The organism is Micromonospora taraxaci, from assembly GCF_007830095.1.
Taxonomy (GTDB): Bacteria; Actinomycetota; Actinomycetes; order Mycobacteriales; family Micromonosporaceae; genus Micromonospora; species Micromonospora taraxaci.
On sequence record NZ_VIWZ01000001.1, the window covers coordinates 1,544,103 to 1,556,766 of the forward strand.

Here is a 12,664-nt window from a genome sequence, read left to right on the forward strand (position 1 = left end):
GGGACGCCGGCCGTTCACCGTCTTCTGACGTCTAGCGGACCCGGCCGTAGCCCTGGATGGGCATCATGTTCATGCCCCGCTTGAGCACGTTGCGGCCGGCGCTCGGCGCGTCGATCACCTGACCGTCGCCGACGTAGAGGGCGACGTGCCCGAGCCCGCTGTAGAACACCAGGTCACCCGGCCGTAGGTCACTCCGACCGATGTGGGCGACCGCGCTCCACTGCATCCGCGTGTTGTGCGGCAGCGACCGACCGGCCGCCCGCCAGGCCGCTGAGGTGAGCCCGGAACAGTCGTAGCCGTTCGGCCCGTCGCTGGCCCACACGTACGGCTTGCCCAGCGCCCCGAACGCGTAACGCACCGCGGCACCCGCGTCACCTGCCACCGCCGGCACGTTCTTGGCCTCGGCAGCCGCGGCCTTGGGTTCGGGTCGCTCGGTGGCCGCCCCGTACGCCTGCCGACGCATCTCGTACAGCCTGGTCAGATCCTGCTCGATCTGCTTCTTGGCCGTCGAGAGCTGCCGGGCCTGCGCGGCCTGTTTGGTCAGCGTGGTGTCCAGCCGGGCCTTCTCGTCCAGCAGCCGTCGCTGGTCGGCCGTATAGCCGGAGATGCGCTCCTGCCGCTGGCGGGTCAGCTGGTCGAGTGTGCCGAGGCGGTCCAGCAGCGCCGTGGCGCCCTCGGAACCCAGCAGGGCGTCGGCGGTCCGCAGACTGCCGCTCTTGTACGCGGTGCTGGCCAACTCGGCCACATCAGCCTGGCTCTGCTTGGCCTGCTGTTCCAGCGGGCCGATGCGGGCCTGTAATCGGGCCACCGCAGCTTCGTTTGTCTTGATCTCCTCACGCAGCTTGTTGTACGACTCGACGACCCGCTCCAGCTCGGTCGAGGACGCCTCGATCCGGCGGGTCAGGTCGGCGGGGGACGGCTCGGCGTGGGCCACCGCCGTCGGGGCGAGCAGCGCGGCCGACATGCCGGCCAGCGCCATGGTGCGCAGCAGGTTTCTCAGGGATGACAAGAGCGGAAGGCCCCTCTCCCACGGCCGCCGGGGCTGCTGACGCCCTCGGCGACACCGGCCGGGGCCACCCGGGCGGACGGCACTGGGCCGGACCGGCTCGCCCAACCTAACCCGGGACGGCTGTCGCTCGCAGTTGAAGCAGGGGCGAATGTTGGCGAAGTGGCCGGGCGTATCAGTGCGGCGGGTGGCGTCATCGTGACTGATGACGCGTGAAAAGAGGGGTGAACCGTCCGTTCGGCGAGGTATTGACGGATACACGACTTTCGTCGTTCCGGGCGTATGCCGCCGGATATCTGGTCGCCATAACCGATAAAACCTGAAATGGATGCTGTTTCTCGGCGATGTCACCGGTTGGGGCAACGGTCGAGAGTCGACAAATACACAGGTCAGCTGGCGGCACCGCAACACAATGAACGGAGCCGGGAATCCCGTCGACAGGTAGCAATGCCTGCCCGGGGCCACCTCGGCCAACCGTCCCCCGCGGGAGGAACCGTGGAACGTGAAGGCGCAGGAACGCGGCCGCCGCGAACGGCGCCGGGCACCCGGTCGACACTGCTGTACGCGCGGCCCGGCATCATCGTGACCGTCGACCGGTTCACCGCCGGTCGAACCAGCTACCAGGTGACCGACCTGACCCACCTGCGTACCACCCGAGGCCCGCACGACCGGATCGCCGTCCGGGCCGTCGTCGTCACCACCAGCATGCTCGGCGGTGTCGGGCTGCTCCTCGGCTTCACCGGGGGTCTGCACCGCCTGACCGCCGGGGCGTACCTCATTCTCGGCGCGGTGTTCCTGCTACCGGCCGCGCTGGCCATGGTCGGTGATCGCTGGCGTCCACCGCCCTACGAACTGTGGGGGTGGTACAGGGGAGCCGAGGTGCTGCTGTTCAGCGCCGACGACGAGCGGCAGTTCGGCCAGGTCACACGGGCCCTGCTGCGGGCCCGGGAGGTCAACCGGTACGGCGGGTGGGTTGACCCCCTCGCCTCGGCCGAACCGTGGCGGCCGAACCGTTGACCCGACGGCGGTGGGCCGACGTCGAATCGGCGTCGGCCCACCGGCCGCTCAACTGGCGACAGGCTCCGGAGTCCGTTCCTGCCGCGGCGCGGCCACCCAGGCGCTGACCCGGCGCTCGGCGTAGAAGGAGACGAACGGCACGGTGCCGGCCAGCATCACCAGCAGCATCCGCTTCAGCGGCCAGTCGGCACGGCGGCTCAGGTCGAACGCGGCCACCAGGTAGATCATGTAGAGGAAGCCGTGCGCCGGCCCGATTGTCTCGACCACGACCGGGTTGTCGAACGCGTACTTCAGCGGCATGCCGATCACGACCAGCAGGATCAGCACCACGCCCACGATCCAGGCGATCACGCGGTACCGGGTAAGGGCAGCGCCCACCTTCGTCCGTCCTTCCGAGCCCGGCTCAGCCGGGATAGTCACCGGGCCGGGCGCCCGGATTGGCGTTCAACCATGACAGGTAGCGGTTGTAAGCGGCCAGGTCAGTGTCCTCGACGGCGTCGCCGACGGCCGGTGCCCGGGACACCCGCACCGGTCGGCGTACCGCCGGTCGGGAGCCGGCGTCGACCGTCGGCGCGGGCTCGACGGCCGGGTCCGGCGACGGCGCTTCGGCCTCCGCCCCCCGGCGGCGGGCGAGCTTCACCTCGCGCCACCAGACGTAGACCACGAAGCCGGCGAAGATCGGCCACTCGACCGCGTACCCCCAGCTCAGGCTGTTGCCGGCCGCGGCCCGGCTGACCTGCCACCAGCCCAGCCCCAGGAAGCCCAGGGTCAGCACGACCATGGCCACGTGGCGCGCGATCCACGCCGGGGTCCAGAGCCGCCTCATGGCATCGAGGGTACCGGGGGCCGCTCCGGTCTCCGACACCGTGTCGTAGTTGTCGCGTCGCCGCCAGGGTTTGGCCGCACGACGCCTGGGCAATCGTCTAGACGCCAGCCCAAACGAGATCAAGGGGGGCGATCATGACCGGATCGGTACGTGAGGACGGCTTCGCGTCCAGCGGCAACACCGAGATGAGCCCGGAGCAGCGGGTGCCCGAGTGGGGCGGCGACGACCTGGCCGACCCGGCCGGCACCGCGGGCCTCGACGGCGATCTGCCCGGCGTCGACCCGACGGAGTTGACCGACGAGGATCTGATCCGCGAGATGCACAGCCTGCACCGCACCCGCCTCGACACCCTGCGGCACGCGGCGGACTCCGCACTCGCCAACCACCTGCGGCGCACTGCGGAACTCGAGACCGAATACCTGGCCCGCCACCCGGGCCGGGAGGTCGACCCCAGCCGTCTGCGGGACGCCTGATGCCGGCGCGCGCCGTGCGCGGCATGTCCGCGCCACCTGAGGTGGTCTTCAACACGGCCACCGACCCGGATCGCGCCTCGGCCTGGCTGCCGGAGCCGCTGCGCGGCGACGGAAGCCCTGCCGCTGAGATCGACGGCGAGGAACTGCGCGCCCGCTGGGGCGACGGCGACGACTGGTCCGCCGAGATCCGGGTGGAGCCGGCCGATGCCGGCGGCGCCCGGATCCAGCTCGATCTGGCCGACGGGTCGGGCGAGCCCGGTCCGGACCAGTTGGCCGACGAGGCACTCACCAACCTGGCACGCGAGGTTGCCGACAATCTCCAGGCCGGCTGAGCGGGCCACGCGGGACGCCCGGTCCCGCACCACCACGACATGGGAGGAGAACGGGTGAGCGACACCGGCCTGCGAGACAAGGCGGCGCGGTTGCGGCGGGCGTACGCGCCGCACGAACACCGGCCGCTCGGCGGCTACCTGGCGGCGATGGGCGCCTACGCCGGGGTGACCGGCGCGCTCGCCGGTCTGGTCAAGGTGACCGGTCGGCCGGTGCCGGAACGTCCCGCGCCGTCCGACGTGGTGCTGCTCTCCATCGCCACCCACAAGCTGAGTCGGCTGCTGTCCAAGGACGCGGTGACGAGCCCTCTGCGGGCGCCGTTCACCCGTTATGACCGCCCGATCGGTAGCGGCGAGGTGATGGAGCAGGTTCGCGACTCGGGCAGCCCCACCCGGCACGCCATCGGCGAGTTGTTGAGCTGCCCGTTCTGCCTGGCGGTCTGGGTGGCCACGGGGCTGACCGGCGGCCTGGTGCTCGCGCCCCGGCTGACCCGGCTGGTGGCCACCGCGCTGACCGCGGTCGCCGCGTCCGACTTCCTCCAGATGGCGTACGCGACGGCGCAGCAGGCCGCCGAGGGCGGGCACGACGACGACTGACGAGCAGAGACGGAAGGGGCCGGCGCTGCCGCCGGCCCCTTCCGTCGTTCCTGAGTCTCAGCGCTGCATGCCGGACCAGCCGTGCGGCGACTCCGGCTCCCGCTCGTCCTCGTCCGCGCCGGTGATGATGTCCCGGTCCACCGCCGTCCTGTCGTGCTCGTTGGCGAAGTCCGGCTCGGGGGTGGTGTCCCTGCCCTTCGGCGGTTGACCGAGCGCCGGAACCTTCTCGTCGTGGTCCTCGTGGTGGGTCATGTCGGTGTCCCTTCTACGGTCGCTCTCGCGACGGAGCTGGCAGGTCGCTCACGCGACGGAGCCGCCGAGCAGGTCGCTGGCCTCGTCCACCGAGTACTCGCCCTCGGGCAGCGCGTCGACTCGGGCGAGCAGGTCCGCTGGAAGCTCGGCAGCTACCGCCCGGCGGTAGATCTCGCCCTGGTCGACCCGCTCCTGCGCCCGGAAGACGTCGTCGAGCAGGTCGTCGAGGGCCCGGGTGTCCGGCTCCCCGGCCACTGATGCGTCGTCGGTCACCTCGATCAGCTACCCGGGCCGGAATCGGTCAAACGTCACGCCAGCGGGCCGCCTGCGCCGTCGGCCGATGACCTCATGCGCCGCCTTTGCTCTGCACCCACCCGCGCACCAGTTACGGACCGTGTGCGTCGCATCGGTGGGTGCAGAGCAAAGGCGGCGGCGGGTACTGCGGCGCTCGTCGCGCTCGTCGTCGCGCTCGTCGCGGCGGTGGCCGGCCCGCCGCGGTCACTGGCGGCCGCTGCGTCTGCCTGCGGCATCGCGCAGGTCTCGGCCTGGCCTGGTGCGGTTCGGCGGATACAGACAGCGCCGCCCCCGGCCTTGTGGGCCGGGGGCGGGCTTGTGTCGGTGTGCAGGTCGCCTCTCGGCGAGTGGCGCTACGCGGCTCCAGCCGGACGGTATTCCGCGAAGGCTATTTAGGTGAGGCCCGGGGACACTGGGCACACCGACACCTCAGTCAACGAGCCGACCCCCACTCGTGTTCCGCGCCTTCTGGTGTCAGCCGTCACACCGTCAGACCGTCGTCGGCAGGGTGGCCCGTCGCGCCCGCACGGCCGAGGCCAGGTGATCGAGCACCTCGGCGGTGTCGTCCCACCCGAGACAGGCGTCGGTGACCGAACGGCCGTACTCCAGCTCCCGGGTCGGGTCGAGATCCTGCCGGCCGGGGAGCAGGAACGACTCCAACATCACGCCGGTGATCCCACGCTGCCCGGCGGCCATCTGGGCGGCCACGTCCGCGGCGACGAGCGGCTGGTTGCGGTGGTCCTTGCCGCTGTTGGCGTGACTGGCGTCGATCACCAGGCGCTCCGGCAGCCCTGCCGCACGGAGCAGGTCGATAGCGCCGGCGACGGACTCCGCGTCGTAGTTGGGCCGCCCGCCCCCGCCGCGCAGCACCAGGTGCCCGTCCGTGTTGCCGCGGGTGTGCATGATCGCCGGGGTGCCGGAGAAGTCGATGCCGGGGAAGACATGCGGTACGCCGGCGGCGCGGATCGCGTCCACGGCGGTGCCGATGCTGCCGTCGGGGCGGTTCTTCATGCCGATCGGCATGGACAGGCCGGAGGCGAGCTGCCGGTGCACCTGGCTCTCCACGGTGCGGGCACCGATCGCGCCCCAGGCCACCGTGTCCGCGATGTACTGCGGGGTGATCGGGTCGAGGAACTCGCAACCCACCGGTAGACCGAGGCGCAGCACGTCGAGAAGCAGCGCCCGGGCCAGCCGCAGGCCGGTGTTGACGTCCCCGCTGCCGTCCAGGCCCGGGTCGTTGATCAGGCCCTTCCAGCCGACCGTGGAGCGGGGCTTCTCGAAGTAGACCCGCATGACGATCAGGAGGTCGTCGGCCAGCCGGTCGGCGGTGCCGCGTAGACGCTCGGCGTATTCGAGGGCGGCGGCCGGGTCGTGCACCGAGCAGGGGCCGACCACCACCAGCAGGCGGTCGTCCTCGCGGTCGAGCACCCGACCCACAGCGCGGCGGCCGTTCAGCACGGCCGAGGCGAGCGATGCGTCCAGGGGTAACTCGTGATGCAACAGGGCGGGCGTGGTCAGCGGCACGACGCGGTCGATCCGCTGATCGCTGACCCGATCGGTCTCCGGGGTCGTCACGGTGGGGAATCCTTCCGCCGACCGCGCCCGGGGCCGGTGCCCGGGACGAGCCGGCTGCTCGTACACAAAAGGGCAGGAACGAAAGCTCCTGCCCAGCCGGCTCGGTCTGCGGTGACGTCAGATCATGGTGAAGTCACCGGCGTGCGAGCCGGCTGCCTAAACCATCGATACGAACGCGTCACGTCGCCCAGCGTACCCGACCCGATGCGGAAGCCCACCGCGTCGTCCCAAGATGCGGAGTGAACATCGCGTGTCACGGTCCACGGCGGGGTAACAGGGGTGCCATGACTGACGAGCAGAGCGATCAGGACCGGGTGGAATCCCGAGCCCACCACCTCCTGCCCGAGGAGGAGGCCGTGGGCAGCGACGACCCGGAGGCCCAGGCGGAGGCCATTCTCGCCGAGTCGGACATCCGCGAGGAGGACCAGAACGCGGCACCGGACACGGTGCTGGAACGTCGTACCTCGGATCAGACGGTGGTCGCGGTCGAACCCCCGGACTGAGCGTCCGCCCCGCGAGCCCGGCGCGACCCCCGATAGGTCTGCTCCCGCAGCCAGGCCAAAGGGCCTGCCACCCGCAGGTCGGGTGGCAGGTTGCGCACCGGGTCGAACGCGAGCGCGGCGTCCTCCTCGGCGTCGAGTTGGGCGTCGATACTGATCTGCCCCACCGGCCGCCACGGCCCCACGGCGGACGCGACAGCGAGCACCATTCGCGGCGTGTCCGTCCGGGTCGCGGCGGCCGCCGCGCTCAGGCTGCGTCCGAGGCCGACCGAGTCGGGGTCGGCCAGCGCGGCCAGCCAGATCCGGCGGGGACCCACGCGGTAACACATGATCGAGGTGTACGTCCCGGTGAAGTCGCGCCGGGGCAGCGGCAGATTGCGCAGCAGCGGGGCCGCGCCACTGGAACTGACCAGCAGGTCGAACGGATGGCCGTCGTCGCGGTGCAGGCGTACCGCGAGGCCGAGCACGTCCGGCCAACTGCCGGGCGTGGGTGTGCCCTTCGAGAGCCGGACGGTCGCCCGGTACCGGGCGGGGTCGTCCAGCAGACCGGACCCGGTGGGTGGTCCGGGCGTACCCCAGATCATCAGTTCGCCGGTGAAGGAGCGACCGGCCGGATGCAGCAACCGGCCGCGGCGCCGGCTGAGCGCGGCGCTGGCGCGTTCGACGGCGGTGGCGAGCCGGGACGAGGGCGGGGTGACGGTCATTGCCCTCCGATACCCCGGGCGGCCTCCCTGATGCGGCGGGTCGGCTCGCCGACGGACCGCACGTCACCTTTCCGCCCGGGAGATCGGATAGCGTCGGGGGCATGCCCGACAGCGGTTATCCCTGGCCCATCGAGACGTCCCGACTGGACAACGGCCTGCGCGTGGTGGTGAGTGAGGACCGCACCGCGCCGGCCGTGGCCGTCAACCTCTGGTACGACGTCGGCTCCCGGCACGAGCCGGCCGGGCAGACCGGCTTCGCCCACCTCTTCGAGCACCTGATGTTCGAGGGCTCGGTCAACGTGGCGAAGACCGAGCACATGAAGTTGATCCAGGGCTCCGGCGGCTCGCTCAACGCCACCACCAACCCGGACCGGACGAACTACTTCGAGACGGTCCCGGCCGAGCACCTGGAGTTGGCGCTCTGGTTGGAGGCCGACCGGATGGGCGGCCTGGTCCCGGCGCTCACTCAGGAGACGCTGGACAACCAGCGCGACGTGGTCAAGAACGAGCGCCGGCAACGCTACGAGAACGTTCCGTACGGGGACGCCTGGCTGCGGTTGCTGCCGCTGCTCTACCCGCCGGGGCACCCCTACCATCACGCGACGATCGGCTCGATGGCCGACCTGAACGCCGCCGACCTCGCCACCTTCCAGGCGTTCCACCAGACCTATTACGCGCCCAACAACGCGGTGCTCACCGTGGTCGGCGACGCCACCGCCTCCGACGTGTTCGCGTTGGCCGACAAGTACTTCGGGGCGCTGCCCCCGCGCGACGACATCCCGCCGGCCCCGGACGGCCGCAGTGTCCCGGTCTCCGGGCAGACGGCAGTCGAATCGGTGAGCGCGGACGTGCCGGCGCCCCGGGTGTACATCGCCCACCGCAGCTACCCGTTCGGCAGCCCGGGATACAACGTGATCACCGTGCTCGCCACCGTCCTCGGCAGCGGCCGGGGCAGCCGGCTCTACCAGCGGCTCGCCGACGGTGAGCGGCTCGCCCAGCCGGACCTGGTCGGGGCGTATGGGGTGGACCTCGCGCACGCCCCGGCACCGCTGATCGCCACCGCCACCGCCCGCCCCGGGGTGAGCGGCGAGCGGCTGGCCGAAGGGCTGGCCGAGGTCGTCGACGAGTTGGCCACGGTGCCGGTCACCGCCGCCGAACTCGATCGGGCCAAGGCGCTGCTGAGCACCGGGTGGTGGCGTCAGCTGTCCACCGTGGACGGCCGGGCGGACCTGCTCGGCCGGTACGCCACCCAGTTCGGTGACCCCGCCCGCATCGCCGACCAGTTGCCGGGCCTGCTCGCGGTGACCGCCGAGCAGATCGCCGAGGCCGCCGCCGAGGTGCTCGCCACCGACCGGGTGATCCTGACCTACCTGCCCGAGGAGACCTCATGACGTTGATCGCCGACCGTCCCGGCCCGGGTGCCGCCCGCCCGTACCGGTTTCCGGCGGTGGTCCGCCGCTCCGTGGCCGGTGGTCAGGTCGTCGCCGCGCACCTGCCCGGGCAGAATCTCGCCGTGGCCCTGCTGCTGCTCGACGTGGGCGCGGGCCGGGAGCCGGTCGGCAAGGAGGGCCTGTCCGGCGTGCTGGCCAAGGCCCTCGAAGAGGGGACCGCGCAGCGGGACGCCGCCGCGTACGCGCTCGCCGTCGAAGGGCTCGGCACCGCGTTGACGACCGGACTGGACTGGGACTCGTTCCAGGCCAGCGTGGTGATCCCGGTGGACCGGCTCAGCGCGGCCGTGGAGCTGCTCGCCGAGGCGGTCCGGACGCCCCGACTGGACCCCGCCGACGTGCGTCGGGTCCGCGACGACGAGGCGACCGCGTTGCGGATGGACTGGGCCAACCCGGGTCCGCGCGCCGACGCGGCGTTGCGCGCCGACCTGTTCGGCGCGGAGAACCGCTGGGGACGTCCCATGCACGGCGACCCGGAATCGGTCGCCGGGTTGGACGTGGAGGACGTCACGGTCTTCCACTCCGAGTGGTTCCTGCGCCCCGGCACCCTGGTCGTCGCCGGGGACCTGGACCGGATCGACCTGGACGCGCTGGCCGGTGCGGCGTTCGCCGGCACGGGAGGCGGGCCGGCCGAGCGGGGCGGCCCGATCGAGGTGCCGCTGCACACCGGCCGGCGGATCATCCTGGTGGACAGGCCCGGTTCGGTGCAGTCCACGCTGCGGCTCGGCCATCCGTCGCCGTACCGGGCGCACCCCGACCACGTGCCGATGACGCTCGCCGGCACGGTGCTCGGCGGGGCGTTCACGTCCCGGCTCAACCATCTGCTCCGCGAGGTGCACGGCTACACGTACGGCATCCGGGGTGAATTCGCGTCGTCCCGGCGGTTCGGGCGGTTCGCCGTCAGCTCCGGCGTGCAGACGGCCGTCACCGCGCCGGCCCTGGTGGAGGCGGTGGGTGAGATCACCCGTACCCAGGCCACCGGGGTCACCGAGGACGAGTTGGAGGTGGCCCGGTCCTGGCGGGCGGGGCAGCTCTCGGTCGAGTTGCAGAGCCCTCGGGCGATCGCCTCCGCGTTGACCACGCTCGTCGTGCACGACCTGCCGGACGACTACCACGCCCGACTGCGGGAGTCGCTGCTGGCGGCGGACGTCGACCAGGTCTCCGCAGCGGCGGCCACCCACCTGCACCCGGAAGCGTTGACCCTGGTCATCGAAGGTGACGCCGCCGTCATCCGCGACGACCTGACGGCAGCGAACCTGGGCGATCTGATCGCCTGACCCCGCTGTTCCCTCCTCCGTCGATCATGAAGTTGTGGTCACCCGGCGTGTCGCGGTCACAACTTCATGATCAACGGGGGAGGGCGACTCAGGGGGTGTGATGCGGGACCCGGGGGGTGGGAAAGGGCTCCCGGTTTCCGGGGTGGGCTGGGTAGCCTCCGGGCATGAGGATCGGCATTGTGGGGTCCACCGGCCAGGTCGGTGGCGTGATGCGGCAGGTGCTGGCGGAGCGGGAGTTCCCGGCGGAGCAGGTGCGGTTGTTCGCCTCGGCGCGGTCCGCCGGGCGTACGCTGCCGTGGCGCGACGGCGAGGTGACCGTGGAGGACGCCGCGACAGCGGACTACTCCGGGCTGGACATCGTGCTCTTCTCGGCCGGTAAGGGCACGGCACGGGAGTTGGCTCCCCGGGTCGCCGAGGCCGGCGCCGTGGTGATCGACAACTCTTCGGCGTTCCGGATGGACCCGCAGGTGCCGCTCGTGGTCGCCGAGGTCAACCCGCACGCGGCCCTCGACCGCCCGAAGGGCATCATCGCCAACCCGAACTGCACCACGATGGCAGCGATGCCGGTGTTGCGTCCGCTGCACGCCGAGGCGGGCCTGGTCGGCCTCGTCGTCTCCACCTACCAGGCGGTGTCCGGCGCCGGGCTGGCCGGCGTCGCCGAGCTGGACGAGCAGGTCCGCAAGGTCGCCGAGCACGCCGCTGGGCTGGCGTTCGACGGGTCGGCGGTGGAGTTCCCCGCGCCGCGGTCGTTCGCCGAGCCGATCGCCTTCAACGTCCTCCCGCTGGCCGGTTCGATCGTCGACGACGGCTCGTTCGAGACCGACGAGGAGCAGAAGCTCCGCAACGAGAGCCGCAAGATCCTGGAGATCCCCGACCTGAAGGTGTCCGGGACCTGCGTCCGGGTGCCGGTCTTCACCGGCCACTCACTGCAGATCAACGCCCGGTTCGCCCGGCCGCTCACCCCGCAACGCGCGCACGAGCTGCTGGCCGACGCGCCCGGCGTGGCACTGACCGACGTTCCGACGCCGTTGCAGGCCGCCGGACAGGACCCGACCTACGTCGGGCGGATTCGCGCCGACGAGACCGTGGAGTACGGGCTGGCGCTGTTCTGCTCCAACGACAACCTGCGCAAGGGCGCCGCGCTGAACGCGGTGCAGCTCGCCGAGCTGGTCGCCGCCGAGCGCCGCTGACCGTCGCGTCACCCCGAGCCCTCGCCGGTCGCCGGCGGGGGCTCGGTCGCGTTCCGGGCGGCGGCCGACCGGGCATGCTTGGATGGACGGAGCCGACGTCCACCTGGAGGAAACCGTGCCGGACGACCGCACCCAGCAGGCGTTGACCGACCTGATCGCCGGCCGCTCGATGGGCGTGCTGGCGACAATCAAGCGGGACGGGCGGCCACAGATGTCCACAGTGGTCTACTCGTTCGACCGGGACGCCGGGCTGATCCGGGTCTCCGTCACCGAGGGGCGGGCCAAGACCGCCAACCTGCGCCGAGACCCGCGGGCCAGCTTCCACGTGAGCAGCGAGGACGGCTGGGCGTACGCGGTGGTCGAGGGACGCGCCGAGCTGACCCCGCCCTCCACCGAACCCGGCGATGCCACTGTCGAGGAACTGGTGGGTCTCTACCGGGCACTGCGCGGCGAACACCCCGACTGGGCCGAATACCGGCAGGCCATGGTCGACGAGGGGCGGTTGGTGCTGCGTCTGCACGTGGAGCGCGTCTACGGGATGCCGCCCCGGGGCTGACGCGCCCGGCCCCGGCCAGCAGCGAGTTCTGCGAGCTGCGACTCCCGCACGGACAGCCCGGCGAGCAGTGCGCGTTACCCCCTCCCAGGCGGCGGGTAGACGTGCCGTGCCGACACCGAGAGGGGAGCACCATGACAACGGTCGGAGAGTTCATGACGACCCGGTTGGTGACGATGGACGGCAACGACACGCTCATCGCGGCCGCGCAGGAGATGCGCGACAGCGCGATCGGTGACGTGGTGGTGACCGACGGAGACAGTGTGGTCGGCATCGTCACGGACCGGGACATCACGGTCCGGGGTGTCGCGGAGAACATGGACGCGGGCTCGACCCGGCTGAACCAGATCACCACCCGTGACGTGATCACGGTGAGCCAGTACGACGACGCGGTGGCCGCCGCGGACCTGATGCGTACGTACGCCGTACGCCGGCTGCCGGTCATCGACGACGGGCGTCTGGTCGGCCTGGTCTCGATGGGTGACCTCGCGGTCGAACGCGAACCGCAGTCGGTGCTCGCGGACATCAGCGCCGACGACCCGAACAACTGACCGTCCGCCGCGGGCGCGCCGGCCCTTCCCCGTCGGGGAAGGGCCGGCGCTGCGCTGCGCAGCGTGAGGGTG

The 12,664-nt window shown here is 71.7% G+C and carries 17 protein-coding genes; 10 read left to right on the forward strand and 7 right to left on the reverse strand.

Translation table 11 applies throughout. From position 1 onward, the window contains the following. Positions 1-31 precede the first annotated feature (31 nt). Entirely contained in the window at positions 32-1,009 is a 978-nt protein-coding gene (locus FHU34_RS07295) for a C40 family peptidase (RefSeq protein WP_145779275.1), read from the reverse strand. A gap of 492 nt (positions 1,010-1,501) precedes the next feature. On the opposite strand from FHU34_RS07295, the gene FHU34_RS07300 reads away from it, so the two are divergent. Next, complete coding sequence (locus tag FHU34_RS07300; protein WP_145779276.1) at positions 1,502-2,023, forward strand: DUF6232 family protein; 522 nt, start codon at positions 1,502-1,504, stop codon at positions 2,021-2,023. 48 nt (positions 2,024-2,071) lie between these two features. Here FHU34_RS07300 and FHU34_RS07305 read toward each other — a convergent pair whose 3' ends face one another. Both FHU34_RS07305 and FHU34_RS07310 read right to left on the reverse strand, forming a co-directional pair. After that, on the reverse strand, positions 2,072-2,401 hold the full coding sequence (locus FHU34_RS07305; protein ID WP_145779277.1) for a DUF3817 domain-containing protein: 330 nt from the start codon (positions 2,399-2,401) through the stop codon (positions 2,072-2,074). 25 nt (positions 2,402-2,426) lie between these two features. Next, complete coding sequence (locus tag FHU34_RS07310; RefSeq protein WP_208744935.1) at positions 2,427-2,849, reverse strand: hypothetical protein; 423 nt, start codon at positions 2,847-2,849, stop codon at positions 2,427-2,429. 134 nt (positions 2,850-2,983) lie between these two features. Between FHU34_RS07310 and FHU34_RS07315 the strand changes: the two genes are divergently transcribed. The 3 genes from FHU34_RS07315 to FHU34_RS07325 are packed head-to-tail and all read left to right on the forward strand — an operon-like array spanning position 2,984 to position 4,248. Then, positions 2,984-3,322, forward strand: a complete 339-nt coding sequence (locus FHU34_RS07315) for a DUF6158 family protein (protein ID WP_145779278.1) — start codon at positions 2,984-2,986, stop codon at positions 3,320-3,322. Next, positions 3,322-3,654, forward strand: coding sequence for a hypothetical protein (locus FHU34_RS07320; RefSeq protein WP_145779279.1), 333 nt, complete (start codon positions 3,322-3,324; stop codon positions 3,652-3,654). The genes FHU34_RS07315 and FHU34_RS07320 overlap by 1 nt, the downstream gene beginning before the upstream one ends. Before the next feature lie 39 nt (positions 3,655-3,693). After that, the gene (locus FHU34_RS07325) at positions 3,694-4,248 is read left to right on the forward strand and encodes a DUF1360 domain-containing protein (RefSeq protein WP_145779280.1); all 555 of its coding nucleotides are present in this window, start codon (positions 3,694-3,696) and stop codon (positions 4,246-4,248) included. A gap of 57 nt (positions 4,249-4,305) precedes the next feature. Here the strand turns inward: FHU34_RS07325 and FHU34_RS07330 are convergent, their stop codons facing one another. From FHU34_RS07330 to FHU34_RS07340, 3 genes are all read right to left on the reverse strand, one after another. Continuing rightward, positions 4,306-4,500: a hypothetical protein gene (locus FHU34_RS07330; protein WP_091405645.1), complete on the reverse strand. Its 195-nt coding sequence runs from the start codon at positions 4,498-4,500 to the stop codon at positions 4,306-4,308. A gap of 48 nt (positions 4,501-4,548) precedes the next feature. Then, positions 4,549-4,782 carry a hypothetical protein gene (locus FHU34_RS07335; protein WP_423438027.1) on the reverse strand — a complete coding sequence of 78 codons (234 nt, stop codon included), beginning with the start codon at positions 4,780-4,782 and terminating at the stop codon, positions 4,549-4,551. Between the two features lie 501 nt (positions 4,783-5,283). Further along, the gene (locus FHU34_RS07340) at positions 5,284-6,369 is read right to left on the reverse strand and encodes a 3-deoxy-7-phosphoheptulonate synthase (protein ID WP_088987955.1); all 1,086 of its coding nucleotides are present in this window, start codon (positions 6,367-6,369) and stop codon (positions 5,284-5,286) included. Between the two features lie 284 nt (positions 6,370-6,653). Between FHU34_RS07340 and FHU34_RS07345 the strand changes: the two genes are divergently transcribed. Beyond that, positions 6,654-6,872: a hypothetical protein gene (locus tag FHU34_RS07345; protein ID WP_145779282.1), complete on the forward strand. Its 219-nt coding sequence runs from the start codon at positions 6,654-6,656 to the stop codon at positions 6,870-6,872. Here FHU34_RS07345 and FHU34_RS07350 read toward each other — a convergent pair. After that, the gene (locus FHU34_RS07350; RefSeq protein ID WP_145779283.1) at positions 6,839-7,573 is read right to left on the reverse strand and encodes a phosphodiesterase; all 735 of its coding nucleotides are present in this window, start codon (positions 7,571-7,573) and stop codon (positions 6,839-6,841) included. The genes FHU34_RS07345 and FHU34_RS07350 overlap by 34 nt on opposite strands. A 101-nt stretch (positions 7,574-7,674) precedes the next feature. Here FHU34_RS07350 and FHU34_RS07355 point away from each other — a divergent pair, with 101 nt between their 5' ends. From FHU34_RS07355 to FHU34_RS07375, 5 genes are all read left to right on the forward strand, one after another. Beyond that, the gene (locus FHU34_RS07355) at positions 7,675-8,964 is read left to right on the forward strand and encodes a M16 family metallopeptidase (protein WP_145779284.1); all 1,290 of its coding nucleotides are present in this window, start codon (positions 7,675-7,677) and stop codon (positions 8,962-8,964) included. Further along, entirely contained in the window at positions 8,961-10,298 is a 1,338-nt protein-coding gene (locus FHU34_RS07360) for a M16 family metallopeptidase (RefSeq protein ID WP_145779285.1), read from the forward strand. The genes FHU34_RS07355 and FHU34_RS07360 overlap by 4 nt, the downstream gene beginning before the upstream one ends. Positions 10,299-10,462: 164 nt before the next feature. Next, positions 10,463-11,488 (forward strand): aspartate-semialdehyde dehydrogenase, encoded by a 1,026-nt coding sequence (locus tag FHU34_RS07365; RefSeq protein ID WP_145779286.1) that lies wholly within the window; start codon positions 10,463-10,465, stop codon positions 11,486-11,488. Between the two features lie 82 nt (positions 11,489-11,570). After that, the gene (locus tag FHU34_RS07370) at positions 11,571-12,044 is read left to right on the forward strand and encodes a PPOX class F420-dependent oxidoreductase (RefSeq protein WP_145779287.1); all 474 of its coding nucleotides are present in this window, start codon (positions 11,571-11,573) and stop codon (positions 12,042-12,044) included. A 131-nt stretch (positions 12,045-12,175) separates the two neighbouring features. Next, positions 12,176-12,592 carry a CBS domain-containing protein gene (locus FHU34_RS07375; protein WP_145779288.1) on the forward strand — a complete coding sequence of 139 codons (417 nt, stop codon included), beginning with the start codon at positions 12,176-12,178 and terminating at the stop codon, positions 12,590-12,592. The last annotated feature ends 72 nt before the right edge of the window (positions 12,593-12,664 follow it).